This window comes from Amycolatopsis sp. DSM 110486, from assembly GCF_019468465.1.
Taxonomy (GTDB): Bacteria; Actinomycetota; Actinomycetes; order Mycobacteriales; family Pseudonocardiaceae; genus Amycolatopsis.
On record NZ_CP080519.1, the window covers coordinates 6,309,632 to 6,331,556 of the forward strand.

At 70.6% G+C, this 21,925-nt stretch carries 20 protein-coding genes; 7 read left to right on the forward strand and 13 right to left on the reverse strand.

Going from position 1 to position 21,925, the window contains the following annotated elements; genetic code table 11:
• The first annotated feature begins 171 nt into the window (after positions 1 to 171).
• Positions 172 to 750 (forward strand): DUF5134 domain-containing protein, encoded by a 579-nt coding sequence (locus K1T34_RS30625; protein ID WP_220238233.1) that lies wholly within the window; start codon positions 172 to 174, stop codon positions 748 to 750.
• Positions 751 to 765: 15 nt separating this feature from the next.
• Here K1T34_RS30625 and K1T34_RS30630 read toward each other — a convergent pair whose 3' ends face one another.
• From K1T34_RS30630 to kstD, 6 genes are read right to left on the reverse strand one after another with little or no spacing between them, the layout of a single operon-like run.
• Positions 766 to 1,248 (reverse strand): riboflavin kinase, encoded by a 483-nt coding sequence (locus K1T34_RS30630; RefSeq protein WP_220238234.1) that lies wholly within the window; start codon positions 1,246 to 1,248, stop codon positions 766 to 768.
• Positions 1,249 to 1,305: 57 nt separating this feature from the next.
• Complete coding sequence (locus K1T34_RS30635; RefSeq protein WP_220238235.1) at positions 1,306 to 2,166, reverse strand: MaoC/PaaZ C-terminal domain-containing protein; 861 nt, start codon at positions 2,164 to 2,166, stop codon at positions 1,306 to 1,308.
• Positions 2,167 to 2,187: 21 nt separating this feature from the next.
• Positions 2,188 to 3,210 (reverse strand): ferredoxin--NADP reductase, encoded by a 1,023-nt coding sequence (locus tag K1T34_RS30640; protein WP_220238236.1) that lies wholly within the window; start codon positions 3,208 to 3,210, stop codon positions 2,188 to 2,190.
• The gene (locus K1T34_RS30645) at positions 3,203 to 3,505 is read right to left on the reverse strand and encodes a hypothetical protein (RefSeq protein WP_220238237.1); all 303 of its coding nucleotides are present in this window, start codon (positions 3,503 to 3,505) and stop codon (positions 3,203 to 3,205) included. Before K1T34_RS30645 ends, K1T34_RS30640 begins: the two co-directional genes overlap by 8 nt.
• Positions 3,502 to 4,656: a Rieske 2Fe-2S domain-containing protein gene (locus K1T34_RS30650; protein ID WP_220238238.1), complete on the reverse strand. Its 1,155-nt coding sequence runs from the start codon at positions 4,654 to 4,656 to the stop codon at positions 3,502 to 3,504. The genes K1T34_RS30645 and K1T34_RS30650 overlap by 4 nt, the downstream gene beginning before the upstream one ends.
• Complete coding sequence (kstD, locus tag K1T34_RS30655; protein ID WP_220238239.1) at positions 4,653 to 6,317, reverse strand: 3-oxosteroid 1-dehydrogenase; 1,665 nt, start codon at positions 6,315 to 6,317, stop codon at positions 4,653 to 4,655. Before kstD ends, K1T34_RS30650 begins: the two co-directional genes overlap by 4 nt.
• Before the next feature lie 99 nt (positions 6,318 to 6,416).
• Here kstD and K1T34_RS30660 point away from each other — a divergent pair, with 99 nt between their 5' ends.
• The 5 genes from K1T34_RS30660 to hsaB all read left to right on the forward strand — a co-directional run bounded on the left by K1T34_RS30660 (position 6,417) and on the right by hsaB (position 11,925).
• Positions 6,417 to 7,997 carry an FAD-binding protein gene (locus K1T34_RS30660; RefSeq protein ID WP_220238240.1) on the forward strand — a complete coding sequence of 527 codons (1,581 nt, stop codon included), beginning with the start codon at positions 6,417 to 6,419 and terminating at the stop codon, positions 7,995 to 7,997.
• A 30-nt stretch (positions 7,998 to 8,027) separates the two neighbouring features.
• Positions 8,028 to 9,197 (forward strand): 3-hydroxy-9,10-secoandrosta-1,3,5(10)-triene-9,17-dione monooxygenase oxygenase subunit, encoded by a 1,170-nt coding sequence (hsaA, locus tag K1T34_RS30665; RefSeq protein ID WP_220238241.1) that lies wholly within the window; start codon positions 8,028 to 8,030, stop codon positions 9,195 to 9,197.
• Entirely contained in the window at positions 9,197 to 10,027 is an 831-nt protein-coding gene (hsaD, locus tag K1T34_RS30670) for a 4,5:9,10-diseco-3-hydroxy-5,9,17-trioxoandrosta-1(10),2-diene-4-oate hydrolase (RefSeq protein WP_220238242.1), read from the forward strand. The genes hsaA and hsaD overlap by 1 nt, the downstream gene beginning before the upstream one ends.
• Before the next feature lie 175 nt (positions 10,028 to 10,202).
• Positions 10,203 to 11,102 (forward strand): iron-dependent extradiol dioxygenase HsaC, encoded by a 900-nt coding sequence (hsaC, locus tag K1T34_RS30675; protein ID WP_220238243.1) that lies wholly within the window; start codon positions 10,203 to 10,205, stop codon positions 11,100 to 11,102.
• 286 nt (positions 11,103 to 11,388) lie between these two features.
• Positions 11,389 to 11,925 carry a 3-hydroxy-9,10-secoandrosta-1,3,5(10)-triene-9,17-dione monooxygenase reductase subunit gene (hsaB, locus tag K1T34_RS30680; RefSeq protein WP_220238244.1) on the forward strand — a complete coding sequence of 179 codons (537 nt, stop codon included), beginning with the start codon at positions 11,389 to 11,391 and terminating at the stop codon, positions 11,923 to 11,925.
• Between the two features lie 13 nt (positions 11,926 to 11,938).
• On the opposite strand, the gene K1T34_RS30685 is transcribed toward hsaB, so the two are convergent.
• Positions 11,939 to 12,193: a Smr/MutS family protein gene (locus K1T34_RS30685; RefSeq protein ID WP_220238245.1), complete on the reverse strand. Its 255-nt coding sequence runs from the start codon at positions 12,191 to 12,193 to the stop codon at positions 11,939 to 11,941.
• 95 nt (positions 12,194 to 12,288) lie between these two features.
• Positions 12,289 to 12,708 carry a peptidase inhibitor family I36 protein gene (locus K1T34_RS30690; RefSeq protein ID WP_220238246.1) on the reverse strand — a complete coding sequence of 140 codons (420 nt, stop codon included), beginning with the start codon at positions 12,706 to 12,708 and terminating at the stop codon, positions 12,289 to 12,291.
• A gap of 142 nt (positions 12,709 to 12,850) precedes the next feature.
• On the opposite strand from K1T34_RS30690, the gene K1T34_RS30695 reads away from it, so the two are divergent.
• The gene (locus tag K1T34_RS30695) at positions 12,851 to 15,643 is read left to right on the forward strand and encodes a BTAD domain-containing putative transcriptional regulator (RefSeq protein WP_220238247.1); all 2,793 of its coding nucleotides are present in this window, start codon (positions 12,851 to 12,853) and stop codon (positions 15,641 to 15,643) included.
• A gap of 373 nt (positions 15,644 to 16,016) precedes the next feature.
• Here K1T34_RS30695 and K1T34_RS30700 read toward each other — a convergent pair whose 3' ends face one another.
• The 5 genes from K1T34_RS30700 to K1T34_RS30725 all read right to left on the reverse strand — a co-directional run bounded on the left by K1T34_RS30700 (position 16,017) and on the right by K1T34_RS30725 (position 21,848).
• Positions 16,017 to 17,087 carry an MBL fold metallo-hydrolase gene (locus K1T34_RS30700; RefSeq protein WP_220238248.1) on the reverse strand — a complete coding sequence of 357 codons (1,071 nt, stop codon included), beginning with the start codon at positions 17,085 to 17,087 and terminating at the stop codon, positions 16,017 to 16,019.
• Positions 17,088 to 17,097: 10 nt separating this feature from the next.
• Positions 17,098 to 18,132, reverse strand: a complete 1,035-nt coding sequence (locus tag K1T34_RS30705; RefSeq protein ID WP_220238249.1) for an acyl-CoA desaturase — start codon at positions 18,130 to 18,132, stop codon at positions 17,098 to 17,100.
• 79 nt (positions 18,133 to 18,211) lie between these two features.
• Entirely contained in the window at positions 18,212 to 19,333 is a 1,122-nt protein-coding gene (locus K1T34_RS30710; protein ID WP_255637683.1) for an acyl-CoA dehydrogenase family protein, read from the reverse strand.
• Positions 19,330 to 20,718, reverse strand: coding sequence for an acyl-CoA dehydrogenase family protein (locus K1T34_RS54490; RefSeq protein WP_266118358.1), 1,389 nt, complete (start codon positions 20,716 to 20,718; stop codon positions 19,330 to 19,332). Before K1T34_RS54490 ends, K1T34_RS30710 begins: the two co-directional genes overlap by 4 nt.
• Positions 20,715 to 21,848, reverse strand: coding sequence for an acyl-CoA dehydrogenase family protein (locus K1T34_RS30725; protein WP_220238250.1), 1,134 nt, complete (start codon positions 21,846 to 21,848; stop codon positions 20,715 to 20,717). The genes K1T34_RS54490 and K1T34_RS30725 overlap by 4 nt, the downstream gene beginning before the upstream one ends.
• Between the last annotated feature and the right edge of the window lie 77 nt (positions 21,849 to 21,925).

Genomic DNA, 21,925 nt, shown 5'->3' on the forward strand with positions numbered 1-21,925 from the left:
GCCCCGTACGGGTAGCTCTACGAGGGCGGTAACTCTTGTGGGGCAACGGCTTTCACCTCTTTGCTGGCTGGTGCTCACCCGCCGTGGAATGTCACCGTGGAGCGGAGATCAGCGACGCAGCGTGAAAGCAGGCACGACGATGTCCGGATCCACCGTCCTCGCGGGCTCGCCATGAGTGCACCGGTGCTCGTGGCGTGGTTGCTCACCGCGGTCTTCGCGGTGCTCGCGCTGCCGTGCGTGCTGCGGCTCGTGCGGCTCGACTACGCGCGCCTCGGCTCCGGCATGCGCAACGCCGACCTCGCCGAGCTGCTGCTCGTGGTGGCCATGGTGGCGATGATCTCGCCCGTCGGCGGCCCCATTCCCGCCGCGGGCTGGCAGGCGGTGTTCGTGCTCACGGCGGCCTGGTTCGGGTTCGCCTGGTGGCGCGGGCGCGGTCAGGCGCACGCGGCGCACGCTTCGGGCTGCGGCCACCACGCGCTGTCGGCGGCCGCGATGCTGTACATGGTGAGCGCGATGCCCCACGACGGCATGGTCCACGGCCCGTGGCTCACGATGTCCTCAATGGACGCCCGGCTCGCGGTGCCGCTGCTCGCCGTGCTGGGCGCGGTGTACTTCGTGGCCGACGCCGCACGGTCGGGAGTGGTCGCGGTGCGTACGCGCGGCGCGGCCGCACCCGGGCTGACCTCACGCACGGTGTGCCGCGCGGTGATGGGTGCGGGTATGGGGTACCTGCTGCTGGCTGCGGTGTAACGGACTGTTGCCGGCTCAGCCGATCCGGCGGACCTCGCCGTCGGGCGGTGGCGTGCCGAGGTCCGGCAGCTCGCGCGCCGGGTTCTCCTCGATCCACTTGCGCGTGGAGGCGACGTCACGGTCGAGGGCCTCGATCAGCTCTTCGCCGGAGTTGTACTTCTGCTGCTCACGCAGGTGCGCGCCGAGCCAGACGGTGAGCGTCTCGCCGTAGAGGTCGCCTTTGAAGTCGAGCAGGTGCGCTTCGACGAGCCGGTAGCCGTCGGCGCCGTAGTACGTGGGGCGGCGCCCGACCGACACGGCGGCGGCCACGTGCGTGCCGTCCGCGCGCTCGGCCCAGCCGGCCCAGACACCGTCGCCGACCTGCCCGCTCTGGTTGCGCAGCGCGATGTTCGCCGTGGGGAAGCCCAGCTCGCGGCCGCGCTGGTCACCCGGCTCCACCGGTCCGCGGACCACGAAGAAGGTGCCGCTGTGCTGACCGAGAGCGTGCTCGTCCGCCATCCGCCGTCCCGTCCCTGTTCCGGTGTCCTTTCCGACACCGTAATACTGGCGGTCGGCTCAGCGCGGCACGAGCACTGTGTCGGACAGCACAGGAGCGTCGTCACGCTCCGGAGCGGTCGTGGTCACCAGCAGCCGGTCGCTCTCGCGCCACACGCGCGTGCGCAGCGGTTCGCCCGGAAAGACCACGCCGGCGAACTTCGTCCCGAACGAGCGGATCCGCGTGGGATCGCCGTCGAGGAACGCGTCGGTGAGCGCCTTCGCGACCACGCCGTAGGTGCACAGGCCGTGCAGGATCGGGCGGTCGAACCCGGCGGCTTTCGCGAACGCGGGGTCGGCGTGCAGCGGGTTGCGGTCGCCGCACAGGCGGTACAAAAGCGCCTGCTGGGGCAGCGTCGGGGTGTCGAGCACGGCGTCGGGCTCGCGCTCGGGCCACGCGAGCTTGCGCGACGGCCCGCGCTCGCCACCGAACCCGCCTTCGCCGCGGGCGAAGATGCCGGAACGAGCCGTCCACAGTGGATCGCCCTGGGTGTCGGCCGCCGTGGTCTCCTGCACGAGAACCGCGGCCTTGCCCTTGTCGAACACGTCGGTGATGCGGGTGCGCGCCACCGCTTCGCCGTCGACGGGGATGGGCCGGTGCAGCTCGATCTCCTGCGTGCCGTGCAGCACCTTCGCGAGGTCGATGTCCACGCCCGGGAACTTGAGCGCCGGCGGGGTGAACGTGCGCAGGTTCACCGCGACCGTGGCGAACGTCGGGATCACGCGCAGGTCCTGCTCGTAGGTGTAGCGCAGCTCGCGCTCGTCGACCGGATCGGCGCCGGCGCCCAGCGCGAGGTGGTAGAGCAGCACGTCGGACGGCGTCCAGGCGAACCGCACCTCGCCGAGGTCGGCACCGATCGCGAGCGCGGGGTCGATGGGCACGGGCTCTCCTTGGTTTTCGGCTTATTCGTAGCTGACCGACACCTCGTCCGTGACGGGTAGCGACTGGCAGGCCAGCACGATCCCGTCGGCGAGGTCTTCGGCGTCGAGCACCTCGTTGTTCAGCATCTTCACCTCACCCGACACCAGTCGGCACGCGCAAGCGCTGCACTGGCCTTCGCGGCACGAGTAGGGCGCGTCGAGGCCTTCGGCGAGCAGGTGGTCGAGCAGCTTCCGCTGTCGGGGCCAGGCGACGGTGCGGGTTTCGCCGTCGAGATCGACGGTGAGCCGGGCCGTCTCGCCGCCGTCTGCTTCGAGCTCGGGTTCGACGGAGTGCTCGAAGGGGTTCCCGGTGAGCGAGTGGAACTTCTCGACGTGGACGCGCTCACGCGGCACGCCGAGCTCGGTCAGCGCGGTCCTGGCCGCGGCCATGAACGGCGCCGGCCCGCACACGTACGCGTCGTGGCCGCGGTAGGGCGCGGCGAGGGTTTCGAGCGTGCGCGAGGACGGCAGGCCCTGCAGGCATTCGAGCCAGTGCACGACGGTGAGCCGGTCCGGGTGCTGTGTCACTAGCTCGGCGAGCTGCCGGGCGAAGATGACGGACGCTTCGTCGCGGTTGGCATACACGAGCACGACCTGACCGGTGCCGTGCCGCAGCGCCGACTTGAGGATCGACATCACCGGCGTGATCCCGCTGCCTGCCGCGAACAGCAGGAAGTCGCCGTCCAGGGAGGACGGCACGAATACCCCGGCCGGCGGCAGCACGTCGATCTCCGCGCCGACCCGCAGCTCTTCGCACACCCAGCCGGAGCCAAAGCCCGTGCGCTTCACCGTGACCTGCACCCGGCCTTCGTGCGGCGCGCTCGACAGCGAGTAGCACCGCGCGACGGACCCCGTGCGGTCGCTGGGGATCCGCAGCGTGAGGAACTGGCCCGGCGCGTAGGCGAAGGTCGCTTGATGCTCTTCCGGGATGGCGAACACGATCGAGCGCGCGTCGGCGGTCTCAACGATCACCTCCGCGACGGTCAGTGTCACGACGTCAGCCACCGCGCACCACCTCGGCCGCGCTGCCGTCGCGGGACCGGTCGGCCACGGCGAGGCTCCCGTCACGCACGGCGTCGGTGATGCTGTCGGCCAGGTGCTCGCACGTGTCGAGCAACGCGGGATGCCGGCCGGCGGCCACGTGCGCGGCGAAAACGGGACAGCTGCGGGAAGCGTCGGTGGTCCACTGGATGCTCGTGTGCGTGAGGCTGTTCTTCTTCACCAGCACGCACGTTCCGCAGCTGCGGCACTCGTGCGGCCGCAGTCCGGCGGTGAGGAACTCCGTGACCTCGGCCGTCACACGCCTGCCTCTTCCGCCTCCGCGCGCTGCCGCGCCAGGTTCTCCGCCACCTCCGCGGTCCAAGCCTCGTTGGCCTTGCTGGTGTCGACCTCGAACTCGAAGCGGCGCGTCATGTCCTCGGTGACGTCGTCGGCGTTCACGTAGAACTGCTCGTACCAGCGGCGCAGCTGGTAGACGGGCCCGTCTTCCTCGCACAGCAACGGGTTGTCGATGCGGGTCTTGTTCTTCCAGATCTCCACGTCCTGCAGGAACCCGACGCCGATGCCCTTCGCCAGCCGCGCGGCGATCTTGTCGGCGTGCTCGTCGGAGATCCCGGGCAGCTTCTTGACCATGATCCCCCACTGCAGCACGAACGACGTCGGTGTGACGGGGTAGTGGCAGTTGATGAGCACGTTCTCGATCTCGAAGCCCTGGAACGAGTTCACCAGATGGTTGATCATGTATGACGGCCCGAAGTACGAGGCTTCCGAGTGCAGCAGGTTGTCCTCGCCGCCGTAGTTCGACGCCATGCCCATGTCGGGGCGGCCCTTGGTGTTGAGGAACTGCGTGGCGATGTGGCCTTCGAACACGTTCTTGAAGTACGTGGGGTAGGCGTAGTGGATGTAGAAGAAGTGCGCCATGTCCACGACGTTGTCGATGATCTCGCGGCAGTTGGCGTTCTCGATGAGGATCGAGTCCCAGGTCCAGTTGCTCCACTCGTCGCTGAACGCGCCCTCGACGCGGGGGATCACCGCGTCGTCGGGCGGCGGGTTGCCTTCGGGGTCGTGCCACACGAGCAGCTGCTTGTTCTCCTCCAGCACGCGCCAAGACCGTGTCCGCGCGCGAAGCGGAACCCGCCTGGCGTAGGGGATCGAGACGCATTTGCCGGCGCCGTTCCAGCGCCAGTCGTGGAACGGGCACGCGACCTCGTCGCCCTTCACCGAGCCCTGGGTGAGGTCGCCGCCCATGTGGCGGCAGTAGCCGTCGAGCACGTTGAGCCGGCCCGACGAGTCGGCGAAGACCACGAGCTTCGTGCCGAACGCTTCGATGGCGTGGGGTTTCCCGTCGCGGAAGGTGTCGGCGAGGCCGAGGCAGTGCCAGCCGCGCGCGAAGCGCGTGGGCGGCGTGCCGACGTCGATCGTGCGGACGGTCTCTCGCGGTGGTGACGTCACTGGCTGCCTCCCGTGCCGGTCCGATCTTCGGTCGCGAGCCGCTCGGCCGCAAGGTAGCCGAACACCATCGCGGGCCCGATCGTCGCGCCGGGCCCGGCGTAGGTGCGGCCCATCACGGCCGCGCTGGTGTTGCCCGCCGCGTAGAGCCCGGGGATGATCGAGCCGTCTTCGCGCAGCACGCGGGCGTGCTCGTCGGTGCGCAGCCCGCCCTTGGTGCCCAGGTCGCCGGGCACGATCTTCACAGCGTAGAACGGCGGTTTGGCCAGCGGGCCGAGGCTGGGGTTGGGGTGGTTGCGCGGGTCGCCGTAGTAGTGGTCGTAGGCGCTTCGCCCGCGGTGGAAGTCTTCGTCGACGCCGGTGCGGGCGAAGCCGTTGAAGCGTTCGACGGTGCTTCGCAGGTCTTCGGCAGGTACGTCGATGCTGGCGGCCAGCTCTTCGATCGTCGGTGCCTTCGCGACGATGCCGGCTTTGTACCAACGGCCGGGCAGGGGCTGGCGCGGGCCGATGCCGGTGAACAGGTAGCGGTCCTTGTAGCGCTGGTCGAACACGAGCCACGTGGGGATGTGCTCGGCGGGGCCGTCGCCTTCGCCGTACATCGCGTGGACGGCTTCGACGTAGGGCGCGGACTCGTTGACGAACCGGGCACCTCGCGCGTTGACCATGAGGGAGCCGGGCCGCGACCGCTCGGCGAGGGCGAACCACGGGCCGCCGGTGAGCGGGATCGACGGGCCCCACCACGCGTCGTTCATGAGGTCGGTGGCCGCGCCGAGCTTCAGGCCGGCCGTGATGCCGTCGCCGGTGTTGGCGGCGGCGCCCACGGTCCACTCGGTGCCGATCGGGGCGCGCTGGTACTTGGTGCGCATCTCCTCGTTGTGCTCGAAGCCGCCGCACGCGAGCAGCACGCCGAGGCGGGCGTGGAAGACGGTGCCGGTGGTTCGGACGCCGGTGACGCGGCCGTTTTCGGTGGTCAGCTCGACGAGCGGGGTGTCGAGAAGGACGTCGACGCCGGCACGCCTGAGCCCCAGGAAAAGCCCGGCCGCAAGCGCTTGCCCCATGGCGATCGGCTGCTGCCCGCGGAGCCTCCCCTCGAGCCAGCGCGCGCCGAGCTTGGCAACGCGGGCGAGGCCGCGGGGGTGGCGGGCGAGCAGGCTCAGCCAGCGGTAGTCCGACTGGGTGATCGGGACGCCGAGCGGCGGCGCGCTGTACGGCGGCTCCAGGTGAGCCAGGTCGTCGCCCAGGAGCTTCGCGTCGAGCGGCTTCGGTTCGACGGAGCGGCCTGCGGCGCGTCCGCCGGGGGCTTCGGGGTGGTAGTCGCTGTAGTCCGGCACCCAGCGGAACTCGAGTGGGGTGTGCCGCGTGATGAGCTCCAGGACCTCGGGCCCGTGCGCCAGGAACGCCTCGCGGTTGGCCTCGGGCACGACGTCGCCGACGATCGCGGCCAGGTACTCGCGGGCTTTGTCCGGGGTGTCGTCGATGCCGGCTGCCTTGAGCGCATGGTTGCCGGGGAGCCAGACGCCGCCGCCTGACCGGGCCGTCGACCCGCCGAAGCAGGCCGCCTTCTCCAGCACGACCACGCTGAGGCCCCGGCGGGCGGCGGCGAGCGCGGCGGTCATCCCGGCGGCGCCGCTGCCGGCGACCACCACGTCGTACTCGTTCGCCATGCCACCTCACATGTAACGTGTTATCGCGAGTTCCTGGCCTGTTCGGAGCAGCTTCTGTCACCATAGACGAGAACGTGTTCCAGTTCTAGGGTGGCCGACATGGACGAGCTCGTGGCAGACGTCGTCGTGATCGGAGCCGGCGCGGCCGGCGCGTGCGCGGCCATCGAGGCCGCCGACGCGGGGGCCGAGGTGCTGCTCCTCGACCGGTTTTCGGGTGGTGGTGCGAGCCGGGTGAGCGGTGGCGTCGTCTACGCCGGGGGCGGCACTTCGCAGCAGCTCGACGCCGGGATTTCCGACAGCGTCGACGCGATGTTCGAGTACCTCCGGCTGGAGACCGACGGGGTCGTGTCGTCGCGGACGTTGCGGCGGTTCTGCGAGACGAGCCCGGAGATGATCCGGTGGCTCGAGGGGCTGGGGGTGCCGTTCGAGGGGAGTTTGTGCCCGTACAAGACGTCGTATCCCAGCAACGCGCATTATCTGTACTACTCCGGGAGTGAGGCGTCGGGCGGGTTCCGGGACGCGGCCGCGCCGGCACCGCGCGGGCATCGCGTGAAGGGGCCGGGGACGTCGGGGAAGCTACTGATGGCGCGGTTGCTCGCGGCGGCGCGGGAGCGTGGGGTGCGGGTGGTGCCGCAGACCCGGGCGCGGAGTCTCGTCGTGGACGCTTCTGGTGCGGTCACGGGGGTTGTCGCGGACAGCTTGGCTCCTTCTTGGGCGCGGCGGCGGCATGCGGTGCTGGCTTCGTACGCCGCGAAGCCGGGGATTTATGTGCCACCGTTTCGACGCTCGTTGCACCGGCGCGTGGAGCGGCTGGAAGAGCGGTGTTCGCGTGAGGTGCGGATCGTGGCGCGCCGGGGTGTGGTGCTCGCGGCGGGCGGGTTCATCGCGAATCGTGAGCTGGTGCGGCAGCATGCACCGGCGTATCGCGGCGGGCTCGTGCTGGGAACTTCGGCCGACGACGGTTCGGGTATCGAGCTGGGCTTGTCGGTGGGCGGCCGGGTCGCGGAGATGGGCCGGATCTCGGCGTGGCGGTTCCTCACGCCGCCGGCCGCGTTCCTCGGTGGCCTGCTCGTGGACGTCGACGGGCGGCGGATCATCGACGAATCCCGTTACGGCGCGGCGATCGGCGAGCGGATGATCTCCGCGCACGGCGGACGGGGCTGGCTGCTCGTCGACGAGCCGGTGGTTGCCGAGGCTCGGCGGGACGGGCGCAAGCAGGGGCAGTGGTTCGCGTGGCTGCAGCTGCGGTACCTGCTCGGCCGCGGGCGCGTCACGGGTGCTTCCTTGGAGGAAGTCGCGCGGCGGGCCGGTGTCGACCCGGAGGGTTTGCGGGAGACGCATGCCGCGTATCGGCGAGGTCCGGATCCGCTGGGGAAGCCCGCGGAGTTCGCACGGCCGTTGGACACTCCGCCGTTTTCGCTGATCGACGTGTCGGTGAAGCCGAGCCTCGGCTACCCGTGCCCGATGCTGACGCTGGGCGGGCTCGTGGTCGACGAGGACACGGGCGAGGTGGCCGGCGTTCGCGGTCTGTACGCGGCAGGGCGGACGGCCGTGGGAATCTGTTCCAGGTCCTACGTGAGCGGTCTGTCGCTGGCCGACTGCGTGTTTTCCGGTCGCCGGGCGGGGAAGAGTAGCGCCTTGGAATCCGATCGCGTCGACAAAAACGAGAACGTGTTCTAGTCTTGGTCTCGTCGAACGAGAGGACGGCCGATGAGCGAGCTGGCTGCCGTGATCGCCGGAGTGCGTGACCTGCTTCCGGTGCTGCGGGAACGCGCGCAGGAGACCGAGGACGCGCGGCGCGTGCCGGTCGAGTCCGTCAAGGCGTTGCAGGAGACCGGGTTATTTCGCCTGCTGCAGCCGAAGCCGTACGGTGGGCTGGAAGCCGACCCGGTCACGTTCTACACCGCGGTGAAGCTCGTGGCGAGCGCGTGCGGGTCCACGGGCTGGGTCGCGTCCATCCTCGGCGTCCACCCGTGGCACCTGGCGCTGTTCGACGCACGGGCGCAGGAAGACGTGTGGGGCGAGGACCACGACGTGCGGATCTCGTCGTCGTACGCGCCGATGGGCAAGGCGACGGTGGTCGACGGCGGCTACCGGCTGTCGGGCCGCTGGAGCTTCTCGTCCGGCTGCGACCATTGCACGTGGGTGCTGCTGGGCGCGCCGGCATTCGCGGACGGCGCGTCGGTGGACTTCTGCACGTACCTGCTGCCTCTGTCCGACTATTCCCTTGTGGACGTGTGGGACACGGTGGGCCTGCGGGGGACGGGGTCCAATGATGTTGTGGTGGAGGACGTCTTCGTACCAGCGCACCGCGCACTGTCCTTTGTAGCCACGTCGAAGTGCCGCACGCCAGGCCAGGAGGTGAACCCGGGGCCGTTGTACAAGCTGCCCTACGGTTCGGTGCACCCGAGCACGATCACCGCACCGATCATCGGCATGGCGCAGGGCGCGTACGACGCGCACGTGGAGCACCAGGGACGTCGCGTGCGGGCGGCGTACGCGGGGGAGAAGGCGCAGGACGATCCGTTCGCCAAGATCCGCATCGCCGAGGCCGCCAGCGAGATCGACGCCGCGTGGCTGCAGCTCACGCACAACATCGACGAGCTGTACCAGCTGGCGCGTCGCGGCGAGAAGCTGCCGTTCTCCACGCGGCTGCGCGTGCGGCGCGACCAGGTCCGCGGCACCGAACGCGCGATCTCCGCGATCGACCGCCTTTTCGAGAACTCCGGCGGCCGCGCGCTGCAACGTGGCACCCCGATCCAGCGTTTCTGGCGCGACGCACACGCCGGCCGCGTCCACGCCGCCAACGACGCCGAGCGCGCGTACGTCATGTTCGGCACCGGCGCCTTCGGGCTGCCCGTCGAGAATGCGATGGTGTGATGGGCTCTGTTGTAACCGTCCCGAGTGGACTGTCGCTGCACTACCACGAAGCCGGCTCCGAGCACTCCGAAGCCGTGATCCTCCTCCACGGCGGCGGCCCGGGCGCCTCGGCGTGGTCCAACTTCGGACGCACCCTGCCTGAGTTCGGCAAGGTGTATCGCACGCTGGCCGTCGACCAGCCGGGTTTCGGGCAGTCGTCGAAGCCCACCGAGCACCCCCACTACTTCCGCCACAGCGCCGACGCCATCGTCGGCCTCATGGACACGCTCGGTATCTCGCGCGCCCACTTCGTCGGCAATTCCTTGGGCGCGGGCGCCGCCGTACGCCTGGCCCTGGACCACCCTTCGCGCGCCGGCCGCCTGGTTCTGATGGGCGCGGGCGGCCTGAGCGTGAACCTCTTCGCGCCCGACCCCACGGAGGGCGTGCGCCTGCTGGGCCGCTTCGCCGCTTCCCCCACGCGCGACCGCATGGCCGCGTTCCTGCGCATCATGGTCCACGACCAGTCCCTGATCACAGACGAGCTGATCGACGACCGCTTCGCCGCCGCTTCTTCACCGGAATCCCTGGCCGCCATGCGCTCGTTGGGTCAGTCGTTCGCATCGTCTGTCGAGGACGGCCTCCTCTGGCGCGACGCATACCGCTTACGCCAACGCGTCCTGCTCGTCTGGGGCCGCGAAGACCGCGTAAACCCTCTGGACGGCGCCCTCCTCGCCCTGAAAACCATTCCGCGCGCCCAGCTCCACGTCTTCGGCGGCTGCGGGCACTGGGCCCAGCTCGAAAAGATCGACGAGTTCAACCGCCTCACCCTCGACTTCCTGGGGAGCCCGTGATGGCGACCGATTCCCTGAGCCGCCTCCGCCTCGCCGCCGGTTTCCGTGGGACGCGTGACGGTGATTCGTCCACTGGCACACCTCGGCGTCGCCTTCGGCTTTCTGTGGAGCAAGTGATCGCGATGAGTTCGTTGCGCTACATCCGCTTGGCCGTCGACCTTCCCGGGCGTGCGTAATGGCCATCAGCTCCCTGGGCTACCTCCGCGTCGAAGCAACCGACGTCCCCGCCTGGCGCGTCTATGCGTTGAAGGTCCTGGGCTTGGTCGAAGGCACCGGCCCCAACCCCGACGCGTTGTATCTGCGCATGGACGACTTCCCCGCCCGCCTCGTCATCGTCCCGGGCCCCACCGACCGCCTCGCACAAGTCGGCTGGGAAGCCGCCAACGCCGAGGAACTCGACGACATCCGCACCCGCCTGGCCGCCGCTTCCGTGCCCTACAAGGAAGGCACGCCCGACGAACTGGCCGACCGCCGCGTCGCCGAACTGATCACCTTCGCCGACCCCTCCGGCACCACGCTGGAAGTCTTCCACGGCGTCGCTCTCCAACACCGCCGTGTCGTCAGCCCCTACGGCCACCACTTCGTCACCGGCTCCCAAGGCCTGGGCCACGTCGTCCTGTCCACCCACGACGACGCCGCCGCGCTCGCCTTCTACCGCGACATCCTCGGCTTCCGCCTCCGCGATTCCATGCGCCTGCCACCCCAGCTGGTCGGCCGCCCCGCCGACGGCCCACCCGCGTGGCTGCGCTTCTTCGGCTGCAACCCCCGCCACCACAGCCTCGCGTTCCTCCCGATGCCCACCCCCAGCGGCATCGTCCACCTCATGCTGGAAGTCGAATCCACCGACGACGTCGGCCTCTGCCTCGACCGCGCCCACCGCCGCTCGGTGCCACTGTCGGCCACCCTCGGCCGCCACGTCAACGACCTCATGCTCTCCTTCTACATGAAAACCCCCGGCGGCTTCGACCTCGAATACGGCTGCGAAGGCCGCCACGTCGACGACACCACCTGGCTCGCGCGCGAAAGCACCGCGGTGTCGTTGTGGGGCCACGACTTCAGCGTCGGTTCTCGATGACGACGGCGCTTCGCAGATGTCTCGGCGCGCGCCGGCGTCGCGGTGTCGTTGTGGGGCCGCGGCTTTTGCGTCGGTTCTCGATGACGACGTTGCTTCGCAGTTGTCTCCGCGCGCCGGCGTCGCGGTGTTTTGTGGCGACGGGACCTCGGTGTCGTTGTGGGCCTGCGGCTTCTGTGTCGGTTCCCGATGACCACGCTGCTTCGTAGTCTCTCCGCCCGCGCCCGCGCGCCTTGGCCTCGAAGCCACCGGCGACCTGGCGTCCTACCGCACCGTCGATGAGGCCTGGATGACCGCCGTACTCGATCCGTCTCGATTCCGTGCCGTGCTCGGGCACTTCTGCACCGGCGTCACCATCGTCACCGGGCGCGACGGGGCCACTCCCGTCGGGTTCGCGTGCCAGTCGTTCGCGGCGTTGTCGCTGGATCCGCCGCTGGCGTTGTTCTGCGTGGCCCGCACGTCGCGCACCTGGCCGGTCCTCGCCGCCACGGGTCGCTTCGCAATCAACGTCCTCGCCGAGCACCAGCGCGACCTCAGCGCCACTTTCGGCGCCCGCGGCGACGACAAGTTCGCCACTGTGGCCTGGCACCTCGCTCCGTCCGGCGCCCCGCTGATCCACGGCGCCCTCACGTGGATCGACTGCGCCCTCGAGACCGTGCACCCCGCCGGCGACCACCACGTCGTCATCGGCCGCGTGACCGCTCTCGGCGACACTTCCGACGCCCGGCCGCTGCTCTTCCACCGCGGCCAGTACACCGTCACGGAACCGGTCCCCGACCCGCTCGCGGCTCTCCTGCCCTGGGCCCGCCCGGACGACTGGCTGTAGCGCGCCCCGAGCCTCACTTCCAGCGGAAATGCACGAACACCCGCCCGAAGTTGTCCTTGTCCTTCTCCACCCGGTGGTAGAGCGCCTTGATCTCCTTCTGCTCCAAGAACCGCAGCACGTGCTTCTTCAGCTGCCCGGACCCCTTGCCCGGGATGATCTCCACGAGCGGCGCCTTCTTGGCCACCGCCTCGTCGATCACCGCCCGCAGCGCCCGGTCGATCTCGCCGCTGCGGTTGTAGATGTCGTGCAGGTCGAGTTTGAGCTTCATGCCGTCCAGCGTGCCACGCGCGCCCCGCGAGACGACCGGACCGAGCCTCCGGCGCACCCCTCATGGCGCCGGCGGCTCGGTCCGAAGAGGAGAGATCAGCAGGCGTTGATCTTCCAGGAGTCGGCCTTGTCGTTGGCGCCAGGGATGTCGGCGAGGTTCTTGTAGTCCTTGAACGGGCTGACCTTGAGGATCAGCTTGTCGCCCAGGACGCCGCGGTGGTTGTAGAGGCAGATGGTGCGGTTGCCGTTGTTGATGATCGACGACAGCTGGCTGCGCCGGTCACCCTTGGTCGCTTGCGGCGGGTTGTTGAAGCTCCCCGACGGGGTGGAGCTGTAGTTCAGGTGCCAGCGCTGGTTGTAGACGCCGGCGTTGTAGTCCTTGTCCTGGTAGAAGCAGTAGTAGTTCGCCGGGCAGGGCGCGGTCGCGGCGGAGGCCGGCGCTGCGGCGAGCACGGTGCCGGCGGCGACACCGGCGACGGCGGCCGCGATCGCGGCGGCGGGACGGATCTTCGACATGGCGGTTCTCTCCCCTTGAGCGGTCACTCCCGGAGCGGGCGACCGGATGGCTCAACCGTGGCGAGATCCGTCCTCGCGCCGTCATCACGCCGTCCTCACGCAGGTCAGCGCAGGTATGATCATGGTCCGGGGAGGGACGTGGATGGACTTCTGTGTGCTGGGGCCGTTGGAGATCTGGACGGCCGGGGGACGGTTGTCCCTCCCGGGAACCCGGCATCAGCGCGTGTTGGCGACGTTGCTGCTAACCCCCAACGCCGTCGTCCCCATGGCGAGGCTCATCGGGGCCACGTGGGAGGGCGAGCCGCCCGCCACGGCCACCAAGCAGGTGCAGAACTGTGTGTCGGCGCTACGCGAACGGCTCGGTGACGCCGAGCAGCGCCTCATCGTCACCGACGGTCCCGGCTACCGGATCACCGTCGCCGACGACCAGCTCGACCTGCTCCGCTTCACCAAGGGCATCGCCGACGCGAAGCGGTTCGCGGAGAAGGGCGCCCTGCGCGACGGTGTGCGCGAGATCCGCACCGCGCTCAAGCTCTGGCGCGGTCCCGCACTCGACGGGCTCGACACCCCGGCGCTGGTCAGCCGCGCTGCCCGGCTGGACGAGCAGCGCCTGGACGCGTTCGAGTCGTGCGTCGACTGGCAGTTCGCGCTCGGCCAGCACCGCGAGGTCGTCGACGAACTCGCCGAGGTCGTCGCCGAGCACCCGCTCCGCGAACGGCCGCACGCCCAGCTGATGCTCGCGCTCGATCGCTCCGGCCGGCAGGCAGACGCGCTCAAGGTGTTCCAGCGCCTGCGCACCGACCTCGCCGAAGAGCTGGGCATCGACCCCGGCCACGACGTCCGCGACCTGCACGAACGCATCCTCCGCGGCGAGAACCGCCCGGCCGGCGACGCGCCCGTCACAGCCGCACCCCCGGACGAGCTCGACCGCGCGGCAAAGGAGCTCGCCGCGGCGATCACCCGGCAGTGGACCGCCGAAGCCGAGATGCGCTCGCTCAAGCGGCCGGAGCCGGTGCCGTTGAACTGGTCGAGCACCGAGCGCGAGGTCGCCGCCGCCGCGTCAGCAGTGCTCGGCGCCCGCCCCGGCGAGGGCCCGGACCGCCTCGTGCTGAGCGGCGATCTGACCGACGTCGTCGCGAAATTCCGGCAGGTCCCGGCCCGGCAGCTCGTGGTACTCGGCGAGCCCGGCGCCGGAAAGTCCGTGCTGGCAATCCTCCTCACTCTCGGCTTGCTTACCGACCCGCCACCGGGCGAGCCGGTGCCGGTGCTGTTGCCGCTCGCCTCCTGGAACCCTCGCCGTGAGCACCTGCACACCTGGCTGGCGCGCAAGCTGGTCGAGGAATACCCGGGCCTCGCGAACACCGCCGCCTACGGCGAGGACGCCGGCCTGCGCCTGGTCCTCGAAGGCCGGATCGTCCCCGTCCTCGACGGCCTCGACGAAACCCCGCCCGGCCTCCACACCGCCGCCATCGACGCGCTCGACCAGGCCGTCGGCGCCGGCCGCCCGCTGGTGGTGACCTGCCGCAGCGCCGAGTACGAGCTCGCGGTCCGCCAAGCGGGCTCCTTCCTGACCCGGGCCGCGGTGGTCGAGATCGAGCCGGTCGAGATCGAGGACACGATCGCCTTCCTCACCGCACGCCGACGCTCCGGCGAGACCCGCTGGGACCCGCTCGTCCGCCGCCTGCGCCGCGAGCCGACCGGGCCGCTCGCCCAAGCCCTGCGCACGCCGCTCATGGTCGATCTCGCCAGGACCGCCTACGCGAACCCCGCCACCGACCCCGGCGAACTCTGCGACGCCACGCGATTCCCGGACCGCGCATCCGTCGAACGACACCTCCTCGACGCGTACCTCCCTGCCGTCTACACCCGCAAACCCGCACCTCTCGCTCAGCTCGCCCGCCCACACCGGCCGCGCGACTACGACCCCGAGGAGGCCGAGCGCTGGCTCACCTTCCTCGCGCGGCAGCTCGAGCGCGAACGCACCCGCGACCTCGCCTGGTGGCAGCTCGACCGCGCCGTGCCGAGCCTCGTCGTCGGCCTGTACCTCGGCTTGCCGCCCGCAGTGCTGTTCGCCCTCACCGGCTGGCTGGCCGCCGGCCCGGTGATCGGGGTGATCTACGGAGGCTCCTTCGCGATCGCGGGCTGCGTTACGCACAGCGTCGGGCGCCGGCCAGGACCGTTGCGAGTGGAACCGAGGTTCGCCGGCACCGCCGGCCGCTTCGCCCGCCGGTTCGCGGTGGGCGCCGTGATCGGCGTCTGCCTCGGCCTCGGCTGGTCGCTCCCGGCCTGGGTGATCAGCCTGCTCGCGCTCGTGTTCGGCCTGGCCATCGGCGTGCACGTCTGGCTGGGCACGCCGCTCGACGCGAACCGGGTGTCCAGTCCGGAGACCGTGCTGCGCCACGATCGTGCTGCGGCTCTCTCGTTCACGTTGTCATTCATGGTCTCCCTGGGTCTCTTCTACGGTTTGGCACTGGCTCTCACCCCCGCCGAGTCCACCTTCGAAGTGCTGAACGGGCACTACGACGTGGTGCTCGGGCTGACGGGCGGGGTGGCCGCCGGGCTGCTGGGCCGGTACCTCGTGGCGAACCTGGGTGGTGTCGCCTACGGAATCGCCGGAGCGGTCATCGGTGGACAGGTGTTCCTGCCTGCGACCAGCGCGGTGCAGGCAGTGGCAGGTGGCGGTCTGTTCGGCCTTTCGGTCGGCGTGAGTGTGTGTTTGGCCCGGGCGTGGGGCGCATTCGCGTTCACCCGGCTCTGGCTGGCGTCGCGGGGCCGGATTCCGTGGGGATTCATGGCTTTCCTCGCCGACGCGCACCGGCGCGGGGTGTTGCGTCAGGTCGGCGAGGTGTACCAGTTCCGGCACGCGAGGCTGCAGGAGCGGCTTGCCGACGCGGGATCCACAGCCGGTGGGCACCCAGTCATGAGTGACGAGTAAGGATCACTGGAGCAGCACCGTTCCATCATGCCCACGGTGATTCGCAGATGTCATCGATTCGAACACATGTTCGCACGATCGGGTGGTCACTCGGGTGAAGGGCGGCAATCGCCGCCTGGGGCGCGCTAACCTCGGATTCATCAAAGCAGCCGGACGCGGTGCGACTCCGCCCCGTCCTCATCGGCGCGGAAATCCTTCAGCAGCAACAATTTCTGCACTCGAGCAGCACATCTCGAGCAGGACACCGACACATTCACGTGAGAACGGATCAGCGATGTACCCAGCAGAGGTCGATTCGGCGGCGCGCAAGAAAGCTCGTCCCCGCTGGAGACCGGAGCGCCGCCTCACGGACGGCGAGCGAAGACCCAGGGCGTCACCCCAGGGTCTGCCACCAACCGTCCACAGCGGGCGGGTTCGCCACGTCGATCCGCTGGCCAGGCTTCGGCACGGCGAGGGCGAGGTCGTTCGCCTTGGCCTCGCGCCATACGCGGTCCGCGGGCTCGCCCCAGGGGTGCATGGCGAGGGAGAACGTCGCCCAGTGCGCGGGCACGAGCAGGCCGCCGCGAACGTCGATGTGCGCGGCGATGCCCTCTTCGGGCGTCATGTGGATGTCCGGCCAGTGCGGGGCGTACGCACCGACCTGGATGAGCGTGGCGTCGAACGGGCCGTACTCCTCGCCGATCTTGGCGAAGCCGTCGAAGTAGCCGGTGTCCCCGCTGTAGAACACCTTGTGCTGCGGCCCGGAGATCACCCACGACGTCCACAGGGTGCTGTCGTTGCCGATGCCGCGGCCGGAGAAGTGCTGGGCCGGCGTGGCCACGAACCGGATGCCGGCGACCTCGGCTTCTTCGTGCCAGTCGAGCTCCACGATCCGCGAAGCCGGCACGTGCCACCGCTCCAGGTGCGCGCCGACCCCCAGTGGCACGAGGAACGGCGCGTCGTGCGCCTCGAGCAGGGCGCGCACGGTGGCGAGGTCGAGGTGGTCGTAGTGGTCGTGCGAGATCACGATCGCGTCGACCCGGCCGACCGCGTCCAGTGGCACCGGTGCGGCGTGCAGGCGGCGCGGGCCCGCGAAAGCGGCGGGCGACACCCGGTCGCTCCACACCGGATCGCACAGCACGCGGGCGCCGTCGATCTCGACGAGCGTCGAGGCGTGGCCGAACCAGGTGAGGAACAGGCCTTCGGCGGAGTCGGCGGCGGCGTCGGCCACGAGCGGGATCTCCCCGGCGGGCTTGCGGCGGTCGCGGTCGTCGCCGAAGAGCAGCTCGCGCAGGATGCCGCCCGCGGCCGAGGGCGGAGGGGTCGAGCGCGTGGGTGAGGCATTGTGGAAGACGCCGTCGGCGTACTGCGGCGAGCGGCGCATCCTCTCGGCACGCGCGCCGGTGGCCTTCGCGCCGAAGGCCACCGGGAGGTCACCGAGTGCCGAGACAGTTTTCCTGAGCATGCCCCCGAGTCTACGAACGCTTCCTGAGAGGAGCCCCAGCTTCGTGGAGGTGGGTCAGCGCCTGCCGGTAGGACTCCACGAGGCTCGTCTGCAGGTAGGGAATGCCGAGCTCGGCGCAGTAGCCCTGCACGATCGGCTGCGCGCGTCGCAAGTGCACCGATGGCATGCTCGGGAAGAGGTGGTGCTCGATCTGGTAGTTGAGGCCGCCGAGGGCGACGTCCACGACGGTGCCACCACGGACGTTGCGCGACGTGAGCACCTGCTTGCGGAGGAAGTCGAGCTGGGGGCGGCCGGTCAGCGTTGGCATGCCCTTGTGGTTCGGCGCGAAGATCGATCCCATGTAGACACCCCACAGCCCCTGGTGGACGGCGAAGAAGACCAGAGCCAGGCCCGGCGGGAGGACCACGAACAACGCGGTGAGGTAGGCCGCGAAGTGCAGCGCCAGGAGAGTGGCCTCGAGGCCACGGCGGCGCAGGCCGGGTCGGGCGACCGCGCGGATGCCGGACCAGTGCAGGTTCAGGCCTTCGAGTGTGAGCAGCGGGAAGAACAGGAACGCCTGGTGCCGCCCGATGAACCGGGGCACGCCGCGGCTGGCGCGGGCCTGGTCTTGCGACCACACGAGGATGTCGGGGTCGACGTCGGGATCCAGCTCCTCGTGGTTGGGGTTCGCGTGGTGGCGGGTGTGCTTGTCCATCCACCAGCCGTAGCTCATGCCCACGCCCAGGTTGCCGGCGAGGAGCCCGGCGGCTTCGGTCGGGCGTCGCGTGCGGAACACCTGGCGGTGGGCAAGATCGTGGGAGAGCAGGGCGATCTGGCCGAACATGAAGGCCTGGAACGCGGCGACGGCGAGCTGCCACCACGAGTCTCCGAGGAGAGCGAAGGCGAGCCAGCCGCCGGCGAACAGCGTGGTCACCACGGCGATCCTGGCCGTGTAGTAGCCGGGGCGCCGCGCGAGCAGCCCCGCGTCGGTGATGCGGCGGGAGAGGCGGGCGAAGTCGCTGCCGGGACCGGCCGCGGCCGGGAGAACGAGATTGTCTGTGGTCACCTCGTCGAGTTTTTCGGGGAAGCCGGCCGAGCAGAACCCGGCAGACCCCAGAACCCGTGCGGGGGGTGGCCCCACCCCGCTAGGGGTGGACGCGCGAACGGTGGTGATGGGGTGCGCCGAATAGCTGCGCGGCCGCGTGTGCTCGTTTGAAGTACCGGTGCGCGGGATGGTCCCAGGTGATGGCGATGCCGCCGTGCAGCTGGATCATCTCGGCGGCGACCTCGGCGAACGCTTCGCTGCAGTGCACCTTCGCCACTGCCGCGAGCCGGGACGACGCCGGCGCAGCGTAGGCGGCGGAGCGCGCGGTCTCCACCAGCACGTGGAGGTCGGCCATCCGGTGCTTGAGCGCCTGGAAGCTCCCGATCGGGCGGCCGAACTGCACCCGGTGGCGCGTGTACTCCACGGTGAGCTCCAGCGCCCGTGACGCTGCCCCTACCTGTTCGGCGGCCAGTACGGCGCAGGCGACGTCGCGGACCCGTGCGAGGTCGACACGTCCTAGCGGACGCGCGCGGACGCGGTCGAGCGTCACGTTGGCGAGGTGGCGAGTCTCGTCCATCGTCGGCACGGGTTCGCAGCGGACGCCGGGGTGTGCGGGATCGACCTCGAAGAGAGCGGGGCCGTCAGGGGTCCTGGCGGCGGCCAGGAGGACGTCGGCTCCGGCGGCGTCGAGGACGTAGTGGGCGGTTCCGTCCACTGTGGACTCCTTGGCGGTGAAGGCGGGCTGCAGCGGGTCCCAGCGTCCGTCGGCGGTCCAGGCGAGAGCGCCGACGGTGCCCTCGGCCAAGGCCGGGAGCAGGCGGGCCAGGCCAGGGGCCTCGGTGTTGGTGGCGTTGGTGTTGGTGGTGGCGAGAAGGGAGGTGACGGCGAGGACGGAGGAACCGAGGAACGGCACGTCGGTGAGGTTGCGGCCGAGCTCTTCCGCGACGATCTGCACCTCGGTGAGGCCGATGGACTGGTCCGGATGGGCTCGGTCGGCCGAGTCGGTGGAACTGGACGGGCGGATCGGGCCGGCGCGGTGGGTTGGGTCGGCCGGATCGGCCGGCTGGGTCGTCGGTTCGGTGGCGAACCCGCCGAACCGCTCGGGCACCGTGAGGGCGGTGACGCCGACCTGAGCGCAGAGGGCGGGCCACGGCTCGGCCTCACGGTCGAGGAGCTTGCGGACGCTGGCACGGAGCTCGTCCTGCTCGGACGTGAACGTCACGGTGCGATCGCCGCCAGGACACGTCGGCGGTGTTCGGCTGGGGTGCCCCATGCGCCGACGAGGGCGCGGACGCGCGTGAGGCGCAGGCCGAGCGGGTGTTCGGCGGTGTAGCCGATGGCGCCGTGGACCTGGAGGGCCGTCCGGGCGGCGAGGTGGGCGGCGTCGCCGCAGGCGGTCTTGGCGGCGGAGACGTCGGCGGGATCGCCGGTGACTGCGGCGCCGTAGAGGAGGGGTGTCGCGAGTTCGAGGGCCGTGGCGACGTCGGCGAGGAGGTGCTGCACGGCCTGGTAGCGGCCGATCTCGCGGCCGAACTGGCGGCGGGTGAGGGCGTGGGTGACCGAGGCTTCGAGAAGCCACCGGCCGGCGCCGAGGATCTGGGCCGCGGTGAGAAGGGCTCCGAGGTCGAACGCGCGCGCCGGTGCGAGCGCAGGGCCGACGTCGGCGCCGGGCACGGGCTCGAACAGGCGGCGTGCTGCGTCGAGAGAGGAGAGGGCATCGCCGGGTGTGAAGCGGCGGAGGCGGGTGCCGTCGACGAAGTAGCGGGCGTCGGCGATGTCGGCGTCGAGGGCATAGGGAACGTAGGGAGGGAAGGCGAGCGATACGAGGGTTTCGCCGGCGGCCACCGAGGCCAGCACGTCGCTGTCGAGCAGCAGCGGCAGTACCGCGGCGTCGGTCCACGGGCCGGGCGGGCAGAAGCGGCCGAGCACCTCGAAGGCGACGACGGCATCCACGACGTTCGCGCCTGAGTCGCCGACGTTGGCTGGAGTGTGATCATCGGCTGAGCCGCTGTCGCGGGTCGGGGTGAGATCGCCGGGTGACCCGTTGTCGCGGGCGGAAGCGCTGAGCTTGAGCGAAGCGCCGGCGCTGGCCGAACCGTGGTCGGTTGCCGAGGAGCGAGCGGCGCGCGAGGCGACATGGTTGGCTGAACGGCCGTCGGTGGCTGAAGTGCGCTCGTCGGCCGAGCGGCCGAGGTCGGTTGAAGCGGTGTGGTGGGTCGAGTGCCTGTGGGCGGTTGAAGCGAGGTGGTCGGCTGAGTGGCTGTGCGCGGTTGAAGCGACGTTATCGGCGGGACGGTCGTTGGCGGCCGAAGCGCGATCGCTGGGCCGACGGGCGCTGGTGGCTGAAGTGCGATCGCTGGGTCGAGGGGCGCTGGTGGCTGAAGCGCGATCGCTGGGCGGAAGTGCGCCCGCGGCTAGCCCGCCGTGGTGGGTGGGGATGGTGAGGGATTGGAGGCCCTGGTCGGCGAGGCGGCGCCAGATCTTCAGGCCCGGGCCGGGGTTGCCGGTGGACCAGGCGCGGGTGGCGGCGTCGCAGTCGAGGGTGTTGAGCAGGGCCGTGAGGGAGGTGGCGAAGTCGCGGTGGTCGGGGGAGAGGGTGAACCTCATCGGTCTCCTCTCGGGAGGCCGAGCAGGCGCTCGGCGATGATGCCGCGCTGGATTTGGTCGGTGCCGCCGTAGAGGGGGCCGGCGAGGGAGAAGAGCCAGCCGTCGGGCCAGGGGCCGCGGAGTTCGGCGGACGGGCCGAGGAGGTCGAGAGCCGTTTCGTGGAGGGAGAGGTCGAGGTGTGACCAGAAGAGCTTGGTGACGCTGGCTTCCGGGCCGGGTGGGGTGCCGTCGGCGAGTCGGGTGACGGTCGCGAACGTGTGGAGCTGGTAGGCGCGGGCGCCGATCCAGGCGTCGGCGACGCGGGCGGCCGTGGCGTCGGGGCGGCCCGACGTGGACCACAGGTCGGCCAGACGTCGCGCGGCGGCGAGGAAGCGGCCGGGGCTGCGGAGGGAGAGGCCGCGTTCGTTGGCGGCGGTGGTCATGGCGACGCGCCAGCCGTCGCCGGGGGTGCCGATGATGTCGGCGTCCGGGACGAAGGCGTTGTCGAAGAAAATCTCGGCGAAGGCGGGCTCGCCGTCGAGCTGGGGGATGGGGCGCACGGTGACGCCGGGCGCGCGCAGGTCGGCCATGAGGTAGGTGAGGCCGCGGTGGCGCGCCGAGCCGGGTTCGCTGCGGAACAGGCCGAAGGCCCGGTCCGCGAAGGCCGCGCGGGAGCTCCAGGTCTTCTGGCCGTTGAGGAGCCAGCCGTCGTCGGTGCGGGTGGCGTTGCTGCGCAGGGAGGCGAGGTCGCTGCCGGCCTCCGGTTCGGACCACGCCTGCGCCCACACTTCTTGTGAGCGCGCCATTCTGGGCAGGATCCGGGCGAGCTGCTCGGGGGTGCCGTGGGAGAAGAGGGTGGGGGCGAGCATGAAGATGCCGTTCTGGTTCACCCTTGCGGGTGCGCCGGCGGCGTAGTACTCCTCCTCGAACAGGACCCACTCGAGCAGGCTCGCGTCGCGGCCGCCGAACTCGCGGGGCCAGGAGACGACGGACCACCGGGCGTCGGCGAGCTTCTCTTCCCAAGCCCGGTGTGCTGCGAAGCCCTCGGCGGTGTCGAACGAGGGCAAAGCCTCGCGGGGCACGTGGGTGGCCAGCCACTCGCGGGCCTCGTCGCGGAATGCCTCGGCGGCAGGCCCTAGTTCGAGATCCACCGGGCTCACGCTCGGCTTTCGGCCGCGCCGCCGGCAGGCTCGGGTCCGGGACCGACCGAGCTGCCGCGGGTCGCGGG